Genomic DNA, 17,117 nt, shown 5'->3' with positions numbered 1-17,117 from the left:
GGCGCATTCGTGCCACGTGCAGGCGATGACACGTCAGGCGGCGGGGCGCATGATCTCGGACAGGTTGTGAACCCCGGTTTACGAAGGGTTTTTGCTCATGGCACCGAACCGCCCCCCGACCCGCACGGCGCCGGCATCGACGTCGGCCGTCGGCGAGGTGCCGAGCACGGCCCGGACGGCCGCCGCCGATCCGCGCTCCGCCCCGGCCTGACCCGCGGCACACCCCCCGAGGCCGGCCGCGACGCGCCCCGACAGCGGCGGCGCGCGCCCCGGCCCGGCACCCGGATGCCGCGGCCGGAAGCCGCTCGTCCCACAAGTCCCCTGTGTGACAGGCCGGTACGCGCCGCCCTGATCCGATGCCGGGAAATGACAAGAAAGGCTGTAACCACCCATGAGACGCATCCGCCTTTGGGCGGTGATATCGATGTCGGCCATGGTGGCGGCGAGCGCGATCACGCCTGTCGCCGCCCAGTCCCCGCCGAAGGCCCCCGCCTCCGCGCCGGCATCCGACGTGCGCGGTACCACCGTGCGGCTGATCACCGGCGACCTGGTCACCGTCAACGACGCCCCGAACGGCAGGAAGACCGCCTCGGTGCGGCGCGCGCCGGGGCGCGAGGACGTCTTCTTCCAGGTGACCGAACGCGACGGCGGTCTGACCGTCCTGCCGTCCGACGCGGCGCCGCTGGTCCGCAGCGAGCGGCTCGACGCGGGGCTCTTCGACGTCGCCGCCCTCATCGCCGAGGGCTACGACACCGCGCACACCGACGCCCTGCCCCTGATCGTCTCCGCCTCCCAGGTCTCGGCGCGTGCCGCGGCCGAACGGGCGGACGCGCTCGCGGAGTTCCACGAGGGCACGGGCGGCCCCCGGCAGCTGCGGAGCATCGACGCCCAGGCCCTGCGCGTCGCCGACCAGGACCTGGCGGCCTTCTGGAAGGAGCTCGCGCCCGCGGCCGACGCGTCGGTCGCGCGGGCGGTGGCGGCGACGCCGAAGATCTGGCTGGACCACAAGGTGCGTCCGACGCTGGACCGCAGCACCGCGCAGATCAACGCACCGGCCGCCTGGGCCGCCGGTCAGCACGGCGAGGGTGTCAAGGTCGCGGTCCTCGACACCGGTGCCGACCAGACGCACCCCGACCTCGCGGGCCGCGTCTCGGAGGCCAGGGACTTCTCCGGCAGCGGCTCGACGCGGGACCTCTTCGGACACGGCACGCACGTCGCCGCCACCGCCGCCGGCAGCGGCGCCGCTTCGGGCGGCCTGCGCAAGGGCGTCGCGCCCGGCGCCGACCTGATCGTGGGCAAGGTCCTCGGGGACGACGGCTCCGGCTCCGAGTCCCAGATCATCGCGGGCATGGAATGGGCCGCGGCCGAAGGCGCCAAGGTCGTCAACATGAGCCTGGGCGCGGACATGCAGTCCGACGGCACCGACCCCATGAGCCTCGCCGTCAACGAGATCTCCCGCAGCAGCGGCGCGTTGTTCGTCGTCGCCGCCGGAAACAGCGGCGGGCGGGGCGACATGACGGTGGGTTCGCCCGGCGTGGCCGACGCCGCCCTCACCGTCGGCGCCGTCGACCGGGACGACTCGCTCGCCCCGTTCTCCAGCCGCGGCCCGCGGTTCGGTGACAAGGCCGTGAAGCCGGACATCACCGCCCCGGGCGTCGGCATCGTCGCCGCGCGCGCCGCAGGTACGACCATGGGCGCTCCGATCGACGACCACTACGTCGCCGCGGACGGCACCTCCATGGCGACCCCGCACGTGGCGGGTGCGGCGGCCCTGCTCGCCGGGCAGCACCCCGACTGGTCGGCGCAGCAGCTCAAGGACGCGCTGATCAGCACGTCCCGTACGATCTCCGGCCAGACCCCCACCGAGCAGGGCGGCGGCCGCGTCGACGTCAAGGCGGCCTTCTCCGCGCCCGTCACCGCCACCGGCACGCTCGCGATGGGCCCGTTCGGCAGGGACGCAGCCCCGGTGGAGCGGGCCGGAGTGATCCGCTACACGAACCACTCCGACACCGAGGTCTCGCTGGACCTGCGCGCCACCCTGGCCACGGGCGGCGGCAAGGCGCTGCCCGCGGAGGGCCTGACCTTGGGGACGGGCACCGTCCGCATCGCCCCGGGCGCGACCGTCGAGGTCCCGGTACGGGTCGACCCGGTCAAGGCCGGCCGCGGCACGTACTACGGCTATGTCGGCGCCACGTCCTCCGACGGCAGCGCGCTCCACACCACCGTCAGCCTGGTCGTCCGTGCCCCGATGCACAAGGTCACCATCGACTCCCACGGCCCGGACGGTGAGCCCACCGGCTGGAACATCGTGGACGTCTTCGGCGGCGACACGGACGTCCAGTTCGTCAGCTGGGACCCCCTGGCCTTCGAGGTCGAGGAGGGCACCTACCAGGTCGGCGGCGCGCTGCTGCACCAGAGCGGCGGCGCCACGCGGCTCATCTACGCCGTGGAGCCCGAGGTGAAGGTCGCCGGGGACACGACGGTGACCCTGGACGCGCGCAAGGCCGAACCGGTGCGCATGCGCACGCCTCTGCCCGCCGAGCGGCGCAACAACGCGACGTACCAGACGTACCGGAAGATCGACGGTGCGGCGATCGCCCAGACCACCTACTACGAGGACGGCGGCGGGTCGGTGGACCTGTACGTCACTCCCACGTCCAAGGTCACCGAGGGCGAGTTCGAGTTCAACACCCGCTGGGAGATGGTGGCTCCGGACATCAGGACCGAGGTCCGCGGCGCGGATCTCGACCTGGACCCGTACTACCTCGCACGCTCCACCCCGTTCGACCCGAAGGGCGAACGGCTGACCGCCGTGTACGCGGGGACCATCGAGAACCCGGACCTGCGGCCGGACACCGTACGCGGCAAGCTCGCCGTGATGCGCGACGACACCGCCTCGGGCGAGTACGAGCTCGCGCAAGCGGCCGCGCGGGCGGGCGCCAAGGGCCTGGTGATCGTCCTGCCCGACGGGCTGGTGGCCTGGACCCGCTGGCAGCCGACGGACACCCGCTCCGCCGTCCCCGTGATCCGGGTGACCGCGGCCGACGGGGCCAAGCTGCTGCAGTACATGAAGCGGCACAAGACCGTCGTCGACATCTCCGGGACGGTCGCGAGCCCGTACCTGTACGACATCAGGGCGATCTGGAAGGACCGGATCCCGAAGGGCGTCACCTACACCGTCTCGGACCGCAACACCGCGCGGGTGAAGGCGTCCTACGCGGACACCGGCGCGCTCGACTGGACCGCCGAGCAGCGCTTCAGCTGGCGCCCCTTCGCGAAGGTCACCATGGAGACCTCGCGCGCGGTGCCGACCGGCCGGACACGCTCGGAGTACGTCACCTCCGGGGACACGCAGTGGATGCACTACGTCGACTTCATCACGACGCCGTACGCGGACTTCGCCATGCGCTCCGGGCTGCGGGACGCTCCTCGCAGCTTCGAGGCGGGGGAGAGGACCGAGGAGGAGTGGTACAAGGCCGTGGTCCGGCCGTCCATCCCGCGCGGCTGGAGCAGCCCGTCCGTCCGTGACGGCGACGTCATGACACTGGCAGTCCCGGAGTACACGGACGCGGTGGCCGGCCACTGGGCCCGCAAGCAGGCCCCCGGACTGTCGGGCGGCATCGGGCGGACCGGAGCCCCTGGAACGCTGGACGAGCCCGGCTACCCCGCGGGTGACAAGGTGACGGCCGTCCTCCACCGCAACGGCGAGGTGGTGGGCAGCTCCGGCGCCGCCTGGGGGAACTTCCCGGTTCCCGCAGGCAAGGCCGAGTACCGGCTGGACCTGACCACGGAGCGGCTCACCGACTACTGGCGCACCGGTACGCGGACCGCCACGTCGTGGACCTTCCGTTCGGACACCGCCGCCGAGCAGACGGTGCTGCCGCTCCTCCAGGTCGACTACGACGTCGACGCCGATCTGTGGAACAGGGTCGACGGCGGGAAGCGCCATGAACTCGACCTCACGGTCCGGCACCAGGACGGGCTCACCGCGCCCGCCGGGGTCCGGCTCAAGGTCGAGGCGTCCTTCGACGACGGCAGGACGTGGAAGGCGCAGGTCCGCACCAAGGACCGCGGCCACAACCGGTTCACCGCCACCGTCGAGTCGCCCGGAGACCACCGGCAGGGCGGATACGTGACCCTGCGTGTCACCGCCTCCGACCAGGCAGGCAACACGGTCCGGCAGACGGTGGAGCGGGCCTACTCGCTCGGAAGCTGAGCGAACGCCTCCGCGGGAGACCCACGGAAGGTGCCTGCGCGGGACACCCCGCGGACGGTGCCTTTCGTGGGACGCCCCGCGGGGGCACCGTCCGTTCAGCGACGGGCGTGGCGGATCCTCAGTCGTCCGAACCCCATGGTCCCGGAGATCCGGATCCTCGGCCCGCGGGGCCGGGAGCGCCCCGGGACCTTGTAACGCAGGTCCTTCCACCCGGCCACCAGGCCCTCGACGTCGACGACCGCGTCACGCGGCACCGTGATCCGGGCGCCGCCGGTGCCGAGTTGCAGCTCGATGTCGACGAGCGGATGCTCGATCACCGCCCGGGACAGATCCAGGCGCACCTTTCCGTACGCGGACTCGACCTTGAGGGTGCGCGGCACCCGCCACGCGCCGCTCCGCCTGATCCGCCCGCCGGCCGCGGCGATCGTCGACGTGCTGCCCGATTGCTCCGCCGGGAGCGAGGCCAGGGCCGACACGAGCTCGCCGCGCGCCTTGGCGGTGAGCACCTGGTGCAGGCGCTCGTCCAACTCCGCGTGCGTGATGAGCTCTTCGGTGTAGGCCTCCTGCAGACGTCGCACGGCCGTCTCGCGGTCGTCTTCGCCGATCAGCCGCAACGAGTCTTCCGGTGAGGAGGTCACCGTCTCACCCTACTGCCGTACCGGCGACGCGACAGGGTCAAGTCCCCTGGCGGGCAAGGAGTTCGGCATCGTACGACAGGGCGCGGCCGCGGGTCAGCCGACCGGGCCGGGCGCGTGACGGGACTCGGCCGCGGCCGCCGCGGCCCGGCTGACGAGGTCGGCCGCGCGGGCGGCCCGCCCCGTCGCCTTCCAGGCCAGCATGCGCAGCGCGACCGCCGGGGAGGGTGGGAAGACGCCCAGCTGGCCGAGCATGGTGATGTCGTCACGCACGGCCTCGTGCCGGGTCACCTTGCCCTCGCGCACGTCGAGCACGTGGATCTGCTCGAAGTCGATCTCGCGCCCCGTGGGCGGTACGGCCTGGTCCAGGGCACCGTCGCGGAACGTGACGAAGGCGCCCGTGTGACGGCCCCGCATGCGCAGGCGGAGCCAGACCTGATCGTCGTTGCCGGCGACGGCGAGGATCGCGAACCTCAGGTCGTCGAAGGCCGAGCGCATCCATGCGCCGGAGGCCAGCACGCCCGCCGGTCCCGGGAGCGAGCAGGCGGCCGGCGAGGCGATGGCCTCCCGGTTGTGGAAGTCCTCCGCCACCACCTCGGCGGCCAGTGCCGCGTCCCCCGTCACGAGGATCTCGAAAAGCCCCTGCGCCAGTTCGGTCGGGTTCATGCCCACGTCGTCGGTCCCTCTCGCGTACGTCGTGCCGGGTGGCGGGCACTGCCGCCCGCGAGATTGAGGTTACAGAGCACCTAATGAATAGTTCAAACATGTCCTCGATTGGCTACGATGGCACCATGCCGAGCAAACGCGCCTACGTCTCCCCCCTGCGGGAGCAGGCTGCTGTGCGCACCCGCGAGGTGATCCTGCGGCGGGCCACCGAACTCTTCGCCGAGCGGGGATACGGCAGGGTGACGATCGCGGACATCGCCGCCGCGGCCGGTGTGTCCTCCAAGACCGTCTTCGCCGGCGTCGGGAGCAAGGGCGACATCCTCGACAGGATCGTCGACGAGGGGGTATCGGCATCCGGCTACGAGCAGGCCATGGCGCACGTCCTGGGCCTGCGCACGCCCGAGGCCGTCCTGCACGCCCTGGCGCGGGGCACGCGCGAGGGCAACGAGAGCCAGTTCACCGTCCACGAGGCGATCCGCAAGGCGCTGCCGGTCCACGAGAGCGCCGACGGCCTGTGGGCGAGGGCGACGGCCACCTACCGCGAGGCACTGAACGCCGCCGCCCGCCATCTGCACGGCCTGACGCCGCCACCGCGCTCTTCCCCGCAGCAGACGGCGGACCTGCTGTGGCTGTGGTTCGGCCCCACGGGCTGGCGCACGCTCGTGGCGGAGAGCGGCTGGACCTGGGAGCAGGCCGAGAAGACGCTGCACGACACGGCGGCGGCCGCGCTGTACGGCTAGTACGGCACCAGCGCCCTTGAACGGCTGGGCGGCCCCGGAAGCCGACGCGGAAGCACGCCGGGCGTACACGAGCACCGACTTCTCCGGGCCGTGGAGAACTGGAGCTGCGCGAACACCGTGGTCCACCACGGCGGGGACAGCGCCCTGACCGGTGCTCCAAGTCCGCGCTCGTGCACGGCAGCACGCTGCTGGTGCGGCAGGTCCTGGTCTCGACCTGGAGAGGAACGCTGCCGGGCGCAGGGCACCGATGAGTGGCTTGCCATGTCTCATCGTCCCCGGATGGGCAAAGCGCTGCGGCTCAGGGACCTCGTGCCCGCACGGATGGAGGCGAGACGCTTCGTCTTGCTATGGTGGGGCCATGGCTTTCCTCTTCTTCGTCTGAGTCCGGGCACGGCCCCTGCCGCCGTTTCTGCTGCCCGTCGACCCTTCGTATGCCCGGGGAAAGCTCTATGCGCGATCGCGCTCAAACCGCCCTGTCCACCACCATTCCTGCTGTGGCGCAGCTGTCGGTCAAGTCCGTCACCAAGTCGTATGGCACTCGGACCATCCTCGACCAGGTCACCTTCACTGTCCGGCCAGGCGAGAAGGCGGCCGTCATCGGCGAGAACGGTTCCGGCAAGTCGACATTGCTGCGGCTGCTCGCCACGGCCGAGATGCCGGACGCCGGGGAGGTCATCGTCCGATTTCCCGGCGGAATCGGTCACCTCACCCAGACCCTCGGCTTCGATGCGGACTGCACCGTGCAGGACGCCGTCGACCGTGCCCTGACCGAACTGCGTGAGATGGAGCGAGGGCTCCGTGCCGCAGAGGAGTCCCTCGCCGACGCGTCGGACGGGGAGCTCGACGCGTACGGCGAGCTGTTGATCGCTTACCAGGAACGCGGCGGATACGAGGCGGACGCGCGTGTGGATGCCGCCATGCACGGGCTCGGCCTGGCCGGGATCACCCGGGAGCGTCTGCTTGGTTCACTGTCCGGCGGCGAGCAGTCGCGCCTCGCGCTCGCCTGCACCCTGGCCGCCGGCCCCGAGCTGCTGCTCCTGGACGAACCGACCAATCACCTCGACGCGGCGGCCGTGCGCTGGTTGGAGGAACACCTGCGCTCACACCGAGGCACCGTCGTCGCGGTCACTCACGACCGCGCCTTTCTGGAGCGCATCGCCACCATGATCCTCGAGGTCGACCGTGACGAGTGCACCGTGCGCCGCTACGGCGACGGGTGGGCCGGCTACCGCGCCGCGAAGGCGGCCGCCCGGCGCGGAGCGGAGCAGCGGTACGCGGACTGGGTCGAGGAGGTGGCTCGGACGGAGGATCTGCTGGAGGCCGCCGGCAGGCGGCTGGCCGTCACCGGCCGCGACCCGAGGCAGGGCTTCGGCAAGCACCGCCGCTCCAGCGAGGCGAAGCTCGGTGGGCAGGTGCGTTCGGTGCGGGAGCGTCTGGATTGGCTGCGGCGCAACCCGGTGGCAAAGCCGCCGGTACCGCTCAGGTTCACGACTGCGCTGCCGTCGGCAGCCGGCGGTCCGGTCCAGGGCACGCTCGCCGAGCTCGACAACGTACGGGTCGGAGATCGGCTGCGCCTGGACGGGCTCCTGGCGATCGAGCCTGGAGGGCGCCTTCTTGTCACAGGCGGGAACGGCGCGGGCAAGACGACGCTGCTTCGCGTCCTGGCGGGCGATCTGCAGCCGGACGCGGGCACGGCGTGGCGCCCTGCCCGGATCGGATACCTCGCGCAGGAACTGCCCGCGCAGGCCACGCGGCTGTCGCTGCTCGCCGCGTTCGCCGCCGGGTGGCGCGGGCTGCCGGACGAGTACGCCGAACAGCTCCTGTCCCTGGGCTTGTTCCGCGAACAGGATCTGCACGTCCCAGTCGCCGACCTGTCCGTGGGACAGCGGCGGCGGCTGCAGATCGCGGCTCTGGTGACCCGGCCCGCGGACCTCCTCGTCCTCGACGAGCCGACCAACCACATCGCCCTCGACCTGGTCGAGGAGCTTCAGGCGGCGCTCGCGGCGTACCCAGGGGCGGTGGTCGCGGTCTCGCACGATCGCGACTTCCGTGCGCGCTTCGAAGCCGACCAGGTGGAACTGCACGCCGGCCGCAGGCGCTGACCCAGCCCGTCCCGGCCTGAATCGCTTCACACTCATCAGTCCACCGAAACGAGGGATTCGTGACCACCTTCCTTACACCACAACAGCGCGCCGACCGCACCTCCGCCGCCGTCGGAGCAGCCGTCGTGGCCGGGCGCGGGCTCGGCCTGACCGTCACCGAGCCCGTGGTGCTCCACGACGTCTTCTCGGTCGTCGTCCACCTGGCCCCCTCGCCGGTCGTGGCCCGGATTCCCACTGTCCTGCCCCGCCCGGACGACCTGGCTGCGATTGCCCGCCGTCAGCAGGACGAGCTGGATGTCACACGGTGGCTGGCTGACCGGAAAGTCCCCGTGATCGCCCCCAGCCCGCTCGTGCCACGAGAACCCGTGCAGCGTGACGGGTTCTCGCTGACGTTCTGGCCGTTCGTCGAGGCGGCACAGGACAAGGAACCCGACTACGTCGCGAACTCCGAGAGTGTCGCCGACCTGCACGCGGCACTGCGCGCCTACCCGGGCCGCCTGGAGTTCCTGTCCGCGGCCGACCCACGATTCATCGCGGACAGCCTCGCCCTGCTCGACCGGCATCCCGACCTGATCGGAGCCGGCGAGCTCGACCGGGCCCGCCGCGAATGGCGCCTTCTCGAACCCCTCGTACGCTCACGCAGCGCCTTCGAGGCGCGGTTTCCCGGTGTCGACCTCCAGCCCGTCCACGGCGACTCCCCACCCGCGAACATCTTCAACGCGGTGGACGGCGACCTCTACGCCGACTTCGAACTGGTCACGCTGGGGCCCGTCGAGTGGGACCTGGCCGCTCTCGGACCCGAGCACGAAGCCGCCTACAACCGCGGCGCACGCCGCAACGGCACGAGGCCGCTCGACGAGGAGGTCCTCGCCTTCGTCAACGCCCTGGGCATGCTGCGGGTCATCGCCACCCTCACCCTGGTCCCGCACCTTCCCGAACTGATGGAGTACCTCAAGCCCACGGTCGACCACTGGCAGACGACGCCCTTCGCCGCCGGCATGAACAGCTGACACCGACCGGGCAGGGCCCTCGGCGGCGCGGGCGTCACCCACAGAGACATGCCGTGCATGGCCTCCACCTGTGCGACGTCGCCAGGAAGCTCGGACACGCTCGAATGGAGCGTCGACACCCTTCCGGTGAGTGCTCGCGCCGGTGAGTCCAGGAGTCCCGCGCAGGTGCCGGCCGGCCTCGCAGATCACCTCCCCCGGCATCGGTGCGGCGCCGACGACACCCGCGCGGCGCCTGCCGGCCCGGGGGGAGGAGCGGGAACTGATCTGGCCCGACGCCATGGAATTTCAGGGTGCTGGACATGCCATCGGCTTCCTGGCGGCGGCCGCGCTGTACGGCTAGGTGCCGGGTCGGGAATGCGCAGGCGGTGGCCGCTGTTCTTGACTCCTGTGAATGGCATGCACTCGCCACTCACGGTGGGTGAAAGGAGGCCTCATGGCACGCAACGCCACGCGTCCCGTCGTGACGCTGAAGTCGACGGCCGGCACCGGTGTCACCTATGTGACGCGCAAGAACCGCGGCAACGACCCCGACCGGCTGGTCCTGCGCAAGTACGACCCGGTCGCCGGGGAGCACGTGCTCTTCCGCGAGGAGCGCTGAGCGGCGGGACCCGGTGCCTGACCGCCGGGCGGGCGCCGGTCCGGCGCCCGCGGCAGGCAGGAATGCACACAGGAGGTGCGGAGTCATGAAGGTGCGCAAGTCACTGCGCTCGCTGAAGTCGAAGCCGGGGGCGCAGATCGTACGCCGCCGTGGGGTGACGTTCGTGATCAACAAGAAGGACCCGCGCTACAAGGCGCGCCAGGGCTGACGCAGCCCCGGCCGGTCCAGGAAGCCGGGCCCCGCCAGGTGCGGGGCCCGGCCGGTCGACGGCGGCGGATTGCGGCATCGCTCGCCCGCCCTCCGTGTCGATCAGCGCGTGAGACGCGTGTCAAAAAGCATAAGAAATGACCTTTCCTGTCATGCTCTGCCTTGGTTTGTCGGCGTCGAGAGGCGCCGGCGCGGTGTCCATGGTGCGGCGTGCGGGAGGTTGTTCGTGACTGTCCGTCATATCGAGGGTCCGGTTGTGGAGGGCGCTCCGGGGGATCCGCCCCCTGCGGACGGTGGCGCGCCCCGACCGGGGCGGAGCAGGCAGCCGGCGTGGAGCGGGGTGCTGCGGGGGCTGGTCGCGGCACTCGTCCTGACGTCCGGTGCCGCCCTGCCAGCGATGGTGCCGCAATCCGCATGGGCGGTGCCGCCCGGGACCTACACCTTCGTCACCAACTTCATCGACGACACGCTGTCGGTGATCAACACGGCCACGAACGAGACGGTGGCCACCGTCGAGGTCGGGCCCGGCCCGTCCGGCGTCGCGGTGTCGCCCGACGGCACCCGCGTCTACACGGCCGACAACGCCAACAACACGGTGTCCGTGGTCGACACGGCCACCGACGCGGTGGTGGCCACCGTCGACGTGGGCAACGGCCCCCAGCAGGTCGCAGTGTCGCCCGACGGCGGCACCGTCTACGTCACCAACTTCAACGACGACGCCGTGTCCGTGATCGACACCGACACGAACGAGGTCGTCGACATGATTCCCGTCGGCAACCTCCCCATCGGGGTCGCGGTGTCACCGGACGGCAGCACCCTCTATGTCACCAACTCCGACGACGCCACCGTCTCGGTCATCGACACGGCGACGAACGACGTCGTGGACACCGTCCCCGTCGGCACCCTCCCCTTGGCGGTGACCGTGTCCCCGGACGGCGGGACCGTCTACGTCGTCAATGAGGCGGACGACTCGGTGTCGGTGATCGACGCGGCCACGAACGACGTGGTGGACACCGTCCCCGTCGGCACCACCCCTCAGCAGGTGGCCGTGTCGCCCGACAGCGGTACGGTCTACGTCACCAACGCCCTCGACGACACGGTGTCCGTGATCGACGCGGCGACGAACGACGTGGTCGACACCGTCCCGGTCGGCGACGATCCGCGCGGGGTGGCCGTGTCGCCGGACGGCGGCAGCGTCTATGTCACCAACGCCGAGGACAACACGGTGTCGGTGATCGCCACCGAGACCAACGACGTGGTCGAGACCGTCCCCGTCGGCGAGTTCCCGATCGGGGCGGCCGTCGGCGTGGTCACGCCCTCGGACGACCCGCCCGCGTGGACATTGCTGAAGATCACCACGAGTGGGTCGTTCGTCGCCGGCGGTCAAGGCAGGTACCGGCTGCGCGTGACCAACACGGGCGAGGGGCCGACCGACGGCAGCACCGTCACCGTGACTGACGTCCTGCCGAAGGGGCTGAGGGCCGTCGGATTCTCCGGCACGGGCTGGAGGTGCACGCGCACCCCGCTCGCCTGCACCCGCGACGACGTCCTGGAGCCCGGCGAGAACTATCCGACGCTGACCCTGACGGTCGGCATCGCCAGGAACGCTCCCCAGCGCGTCACCAACAAGGCCCTGGTCACCGGGGGCGGCACCACCGCCACCGGCACAGCCACCACGACCACCACGGTCCGACGGCCGAACCAGAGGCTCGACTGAGCGAAGCCCGCGCCGGGGGTGTCCCCCTGCGCGGGCCATGCGGTCCGCGGGCCCGATGCCGCCCGCGGACCTTCCCCGTCGCGCGTCAGGTCCGGTGCGTCACCACGCCAGAGCGCGCCACGTCGCCGTACCACCGGGCACTGGCCTTGGGAATGCGCCGGCCCGTGGGGTAGTCGACGTAGACCGCCCCGAAGCGCTTGCTGTATCCGTAGCCCCACTCGAAGTTGTCCAGCAGGGACCACAGGAAGTAGCCGCGGACGTCGACGCCCGCCTCCATCGCGCGGTGCACGGCCGCCAGATGGCCTCGCAGGTAGTCGATCCGGTCGGGGTCGTTCACCTCGCCCGAGGGGTCGACGTAGTCGTCGAACGCGGCGCCGTTCTCGGTGATCATGAGGGGCAGCCGGGGGAATTCACGTTGGATGCCCAGGAGCAGGTCGTGGAGACCGGTGGGGTCGACGGCCCAGCCCATCGCGGTCGTCGAGCCCGGCGGCATGTGGAAGACCACGTCGTCGGCGGCCGGCCAGGGGCTGTGGTCGCTCCTGCCGTGACCGTCGGATCCGTGGCTGGACTCAGCGGAACCGCCCGAGACCACGGTCGGTGTGTAGTAGTTGACTCCCAGGAAGTCGAGCGGCTGGCAGATCTCCCGCAGGTCCCCGTCCTTGACGAACGACCAGTCCGTCAGCCGCGAGGTGTCGCGCAGCAGGTCCTCCGGATAGGCGCCCTTGAGCATCGGCCCCGTGAAGACCCGGTTCGCCAACGCGTCGATCCGGCGCGCGGCGTCCACGTCCTCGGCGTCCTGGGACAGCGGCCTGACATGGTGGATGTTGAGCGTGACCGCCACCTGGGCGAGGGAGGGGAGGCTCGCGCGCAGGGCCTCGACGGCCTTGCCGTGCGCGAGGTTGAGGTGGTGGGCCGCGCGCAGCGCCGCCACGGGGTCGGTGCGCCCGGGCGCGTGGACCCCGGACGCGTACCCCAGGAAGGCGCTGCACCAGGGCTCGTTGAGCGTGATCCAGGTCCGCACCCGGTCGCCGAGCGCGTCGGCCGCGAGGGCCGCGTACGCAGCGAAACGCTCCGCGGTGGCGCGCTCCGGCCAGCCGCCGGCGTCCTCCAGGTCCTGGGGCAGGTCCCAGTGGTAGAGGGTCGCGACGGGCTGGATGTTCTTCTCCAGCAGCGCGTCCGTGAGCCGGCGGTAGAAGTCCAGTCCCTTCTGGACGCTGGGCCCGCGACCTGTCGGCTGGATGCGGGGCCAGGCGAGGGAGAAGCGGTACGCGCCCACGCCGAGGTCGGCCATGATCGCGACGTCCTCCCGCCACCGGTGGTAGTGGTCGGTGGCGATGTCACCGGTGTCGCCGTTGCGCACCCTGCCCGGCGTACGGGCGAAGGTGTCCCAGATGGAGGGCGTGCGTCCGTCCAGGGCGGCGGCGCCCTCGATCTGGTACGCGGCCGTGGCGGTGCCCCAGGTGAACGACGGGGGGAACGTCAGGGCGGTGGGGGCCTCGGTCGAGGACAGTTCGTGTCCAGCGGCGATAACCACGCGGGTCCTTCCGGAATGACAGTCGATGGGTGAGAGGAGGGGGGAGACGACAGGGGCTCGGGAGGGCCTGGTCAGCCCTTGACGGCGCCCTGCATGATGCCGCCGACGATCTGACGCCCGAAGACGATGAACATCGCGAGCAGGGGGAGCGTGCCGAGCAGCGCGCCCGCCATGATCAGGGACTGGTCCCTGACGTACCCCGCGCTCAACTGGGTGAGGGCGACGGGGACCGTCGGGTTCGTCATGTCGAGCACGATGAACGGCCAGAAGAAGTCGTTCCAGGCGTGCACGAAGGTGATCATGAACAGCACGGCCATGGCCGGCCGGGCGACCGGCAGGACGATGCTCCAGAAGATACGGAGCGAGTGCGCCCCGTCCACACGGCCGGCCTCGACCAGTTCGTCCGGCAGCGCGTCGCTCAGGTACTGGCGCATGAAGAAGACGCCTACCGCGCTGACCAGCGTGGGGAAGATGACGGCGGGCAGCTTCTGGCCCCAGCCGAGGTCGGTCATCATGAGGAAGAGCGGCACGACCGCGAGCTGCGGCGGCACCAGCATCGTCCCGATGACCAGGGTGAGCAGGATGTTGCGTCCCCGGAAGCGCAGCTTGGCGAAGGCGAAGCCGGCGAGCGTGGCGAACAGCACCGTCGAGGTGGCGATGGTGCCGGCCACGATCATGCTGTTCACCATGGCCTTGCCGAGCGCGGCGTCCTGCCAGGCCCTGCCCAGGTTCTCGAAGAGGTGCGGGCCGGGCAGGAACGGCGGCGGCGTCTGGGTGACCCGGGTGTTGTCCGTGGAGGCCGCGACCATCGTCCAGTACAGCGGGAAGATCGACGTGATGGCCGCGATGGCGAGCAGGATGTAGGTGACGGGGCTCGCGTGGTGTTGGCGGCCCGCCCCGATCGCCCTGCGCAGCCGGAAGGGGCGTTTGCCGGGCGAGGTCGCGAGCACGTCCTTGCGAGCCCGGAGGGTGTTGGTGGTCATGAGGGGCATCTCCTGGTCAGGACGAGCGCGCTGAGCGCCGCTTGAGCAGGCGCTGGGCAGCGAATATGAGGACGAGCAGCAGGAACATCGCCCACGCCACCGTGGCCGCCCGGCCCATCTGGTAGTTCTTCCAGCCCTCCTCGTAGAGCAGCAGTCCGAGGGTCTGGTACTGGTTGTCCGCTCCGCCGGTGATGCCGTTCGGTCCCTGACCGAAGATCAGGGGCTCACCGAAGAGCTGGGTGGAGCCGATGGTGGAGAGCACGATCGTGAAGACGATCGTGGGCCGGATCCCGGGGATGGTGACCTTGAGGAACTGCTGCCAGCGCGAGGCCCCGTCGATCGCGGCGGCCTCGTAGCGGTCGAGCGGGATCGCCTGCATCGCGGCCAGGTACAGCAGGGCGTTGTATCCGGTCCAGCGCCAGATGACGATCGTGGAGATCGCGATCTGCGCGGCCCACTTGTTGCTCTCCCAGTCGACGTGGTCGAAGCCGAACAGGCTCAACAGCCAGTTGATCATGCCGAAGTCGCGCTCGAAGAGCATGGTGAACACGAGCGCCGCGGCACCCACCGACGTCGCGTACGGCGTCAGGGTGGCCACCCGGAAGAAGGTCGATCCGCGCATCCGGTAGTTCAGCAGGTGTGCGAGGCCGAGCGCCATGAGCAGCTGCGGAACGGCGGAGAGGACGCCGATGGTGATGGTGTTGGCCAGGGCGTTCCAGAAGCGGTCGTCCTGGGCGAGAGCGGTGTAGTTGTCGAGCGCGACCCACTCCATCAGGTCCATGGTGGCGAGTTCGGCGTGATGGAGGGAGATCCAGGCCGTGTAGATGAGCGGGTAGAGGCTGAAGGCGGCGAAGACGACGAAGAAGGGGACGATGAAGGCGTACGGCGCCCCGTTCACGTCCAGCCGGTGGAGAAGGGCGCTCCAGCGGCGGTCCTTCCGCGGCTGCCGGCCCCCGTGGGCGGGGCGGGACGGGTCGGCGGGATTCTTGGTGGGCTGCCGGCCGGCCGCGGCAGTTGAGGTCTGAGTGGACACCGGTGGTCCTTAGGCGTGGCGGTTTGCGGGCTGGGCGTACTCCGGCGGCCGTCGCGCACGCGTCGTGCGCGTCCGCCCGCCGGAGTTCTGGGTGAAGGTCAGCCGACGGCCTTCTTGATGCGTTCGTCGGTCGTCTCCCAGGCCTTGTCGGGGCTCTGGTTCTGGGACTCGATCAGGGTCAGTCCCTGGGAGAAGATGTCCTTGATCGTCCCGTCCTTGCGGCCGAGCACCTGCTCGTCGGGGATCTCCTGCGCGGCGGTGCCGAAGATCTGGCCGATGGGCGCGCCGCTGAAGTACTCGGACTTCGCGTTCGTCACCTCGGGCGCCTCCAGCGCCTTCTGCGAGGACGGGAAGTTGCCGATCTCCTCGAAGAGGCGGGCCTGCTGCTCCGGCGCGGTCAGCCAGGCGACGAGCTTCTTCGCCTCCTCCTTCACCGGGCTCTTCTCCATCACGCCGAGGAACGAGCCGCCCCAGTTGGCGCCCTTGGGGGCCTTGGCGACATCCCACTTGCCCTTGTTCTGGTCGCCCGCCTTCTCACTGATGTGGGCGAGCATCCACGCCGGGCACACCGTGGTGGCGAAGGTGCTGTTCGCGAGCCCGGGGTCCCAACCGGGCTGGAACTGCCGCAGCTTGGCGGTCAGGTCGGAGGTCGCGGCCTCGGACGCGAGGTCCCAGGCCTCCTGGACGACGGGGCTGTCCTCGTAGATCAGCTTCCCGTCCTTGTCGTAGAACTGCTGGGAGTTGCCGTAGATCATCGCGTTGAACAGGCCGCTGGAGCTGTCCATGAAGGCGACCTTGCCGCCCTTGAAGTCCTTCTTGAACCGCTTGCCGGCGGCGACGAACTTCGCCCAGTCGCCGTCCCACAGCTTGGCGACCTGCTCGCGGTCGGTGGGCAGGCCGGCCTGCTCGAAGAAGTCCTTGCGGTAGCAGACGGCCATCGGGCCGATGTCCGTGCCGAGTCCGATGACCTTGCCGTCCTTGCCGGTCACCTGGCTCAGCTTCCACGGCAGGAAGTGGTCGGTGCCGGGCATCTTGCCCAGGTCTACGAACTTGTCGGCCTGGGTGTCGACGAGTTCCTTCGCGCGTCCGATCTCGATGCCCTGGATGTCCTTGAGGCCGCTGCCGGCGGCGAGGTGCGTCTGCAGAGCCGTGTAGTAGGTCTGCTCGTCACCCGCGACCTCGGCCTCGATGCGGACGTTGGGATTGAGCTTCATGTACTCGTCGAGGAGGCCGGTCTCCTTGAAGCCCATGACGCCGAACAGGCCCATGGTGATGGTGGTCTTGCCGTCCTTGACGCCTCCCCCCGTCCCGCCGGAGTCGCTGCCCCCGCATGCGGTGAGAAGGCCGAGAGCCGTGACGGCCGATATGACGGCGGCACCTCTCGTACGCAACAGCTTCCGGGTGACCTTCATGTACGTGTCCTCTCAGGCGGCGGCGCCGACGCACCGAGTACGGGCCGGTCGACTGGGACGGCCGGCCGGAGTGAGGATTGGGAACGTTCCCAAACGCGGTGGGAACGTTCCCATCGAGTGCCGGAAGACTGGCGCTTGAGCGCGCCCTGTGTCAAGAACTTGAACGGTGTTCGTCACAGTGAGAAGTCGGAGGGCGAGTTCCGGACCGGCTCGCCTCCGCGCATCTCTGGCACAATGCGCTGGCGAACCGGCGTGCGACCGGGC

The 17,117-nt window shown here is 70.6% G+C and carries 14 protein-coding genes; 8 read left to right on the top strand and 6 right to left on the bottom strand.

Translation table 11 applies throughout. The annotated features are described in order from the left end of the window. The first annotated feature begins 391 nt into the window (after positions 1-391). Entirely contained in the window at positions 392-4,216 is a 3,825-nt protein-coding gene (locus tag ACIP2X_RS10155) for a S8 family serine peptidase (RefSeq protein ID WP_401669998.1), read from the top strand. A gap of 95 nt (positions 4,217-4,311) precedes the next feature. Here the strand turns inward: ACIP2X_RS10155 and ACIP2X_RS10150 are convergent, their stop codons facing one another. After that, positions 4,312-4,854 carry a DUF1707 domain-containing protein gene (locus tag ACIP2X_RS10150; RefSeq protein WP_401669997.1) on the bottom strand — a complete coding sequence of 181 codons (543 nt, stop codon included), beginning with the start codon at positions 4,852-4,854 and terminating at the stop codon, positions 4,312-4,314. A 93-nt stretch (positions 4,855-4,947) separates the two neighbouring features. Continuing rightward, positions 4,948-5,517, bottom strand: coding sequence for an ester cyclase (locus ACIP2X_RS10145; RefSeq protein ID WP_401669995.1), 570 nt, complete (start codon positions 5,515-5,517; stop codon positions 4,948-4,950). Positions 5,518-5,642: 125 nt separating this feature from the next. On the opposite strand from ACIP2X_RS10145, the gene ACIP2X_RS10140 reads away from it, so the two are divergent. The 7 genes from ACIP2X_RS10140 (at position 5,643) to ACIP2X_RS10110 (ending at position 11,891) form a co-directional block, all read left to right on the top strand. Then, positions 5,643-6,257: a TetR/AcrR family transcriptional regulator gene (locus ACIP2X_RS10140; protein WP_401669993.1), complete on the top strand. Its 615-nt coding sequence runs from the start codon at positions 5,643-5,645 to the stop codon at positions 6,255-6,257. Between the two features lie 449 nt (positions 6,258-6,706). Beyond that, positions 6,707-8,359: an ABC-F family ATP-binding cassette domain-containing protein gene (locus ACIP2X_RS10135; protein ID WP_401669990.1), complete on the top strand. Its 1,653-nt coding sequence runs from the start codon at positions 6,707-6,709 to the stop codon at positions 8,357-8,359. Positions 8,360-8,418: 59 nt separating this feature from the next. Then, positions 8,419-9,369, top strand: a complete 951-nt coding sequence (locus ACIP2X_RS10130) for an aminoglycoside phosphotransferase family protein (protein ID WP_401669988.1) — start codon at positions 8,419-8,421, stop codon at positions 9,367-9,369. A 142-nt stretch (positions 9,370-9,511) separates the two neighbouring features. Beyond that, on the top strand, positions 9,512-9,709 hold the full coding sequence (locus ACIP2X_RS10125; RefSeq protein WP_401669985.1) for a hypothetical protein: 198 nt from the start codon (positions 9,512-9,514) through the stop codon (positions 9,707-9,709). A gap of 93 nt (positions 9,710-9,802) precedes the next feature. After that, complete coding sequence (rpmG, locus tag ACIP2X_RS10120) at positions 9,803-9,967, top strand: 50S ribosomal protein L33 (RefSeq protein WP_365453762.1); 165 nt, start codon at positions 9,803-9,805, stop codon at positions 9,965-9,967. An 85-nt stretch (positions 9,968-10,052) separates the two neighbouring features. Beyond that, on the top strand, positions 10,053-10,175 hold the full coding sequence (gene ykgO, locus ACIP2X_RS10115) for a type B 50S ribosomal protein L36 (RefSeq protein WP_401669982.1): 123 nt from the start codon (positions 10,053-10,055) through the stop codon (positions 10,173-10,175). Between the two features lie 108 nt (positions 10,176-10,283). Continuing rightward, a complete protein-coding gene (locus ACIP2X_RS10110) occupies positions 10,284-11,891 on the top strand; it encodes a beta-propeller fold lactonase family protein (RefSeq protein ID WP_401669979.1) in 1,608 nt (535 codons plus the stop codon). An 85-nt stretch (positions 11,892-11,976) separates the two neighbouring features. Here the strand turns inward: ACIP2X_RS10110 and ACIP2X_RS10105 are convergent, their stop codons facing one another. The 4 genes from ACIP2X_RS10105 to ACIP2X_RS10090 form a co-directional block, all read right to left on the bottom strand. Next, a complete protein-coding gene (locus tag ACIP2X_RS10105; protein WP_401672276.1) occupies positions 11,977-13,419 on the bottom strand; it encodes a GH1 family beta-glucosidase in 1,443 nt (480 codons plus the stop codon). Between the two features lie 77 nt (positions 13,420-13,496). Then, complete coding sequence (locus ACIP2X_RS10100) at positions 13,497-14,408, bottom strand: carbohydrate ABC transporter permease (protein WP_401669976.1); 912 nt, start codon at positions 14,406-14,408, stop codon at positions 13,497-13,499. Between the two features lie 16 nt (positions 14,409-14,424). After that, on the bottom strand, positions 14,425-15,441 hold the full coding sequence (locus ACIP2X_RS10095) for a carbohydrate ABC transporter permease (protein ID WP_401669974.1): 1,017 nt from the start codon (positions 15,439-15,441) through the stop codon (positions 14,425-14,427). Between the two features lie 98 nt (positions 15,442-15,539). Further along, positions 15,540-16,853: an ABC transporter substrate-binding protein gene (locus tag ACIP2X_RS10090; RefSeq protein ID WP_401669972.1), complete on the bottom strand. Its 1,314-nt coding sequence runs from the start codon at positions 16,851-16,853 to the stop codon at positions 15,540-15,542. Positions 16,854-17,117 lie beyond the last annotated feature (264 nt).

Source organism: Streptomyces sp. NPDC089424 (genome assembly GCF_044749345.1).
In the GTDB taxonomy this organism is placed as follows: Bacteria; Actinomycetota; Actinomycetes; order Streptomycetales; family Streptomycetaceae; genus Streptomyces.
Note: the sequence above shows the minus strand (reverse complement) of the source record. Positions and strands in the feature narration are given on the sequence as shown.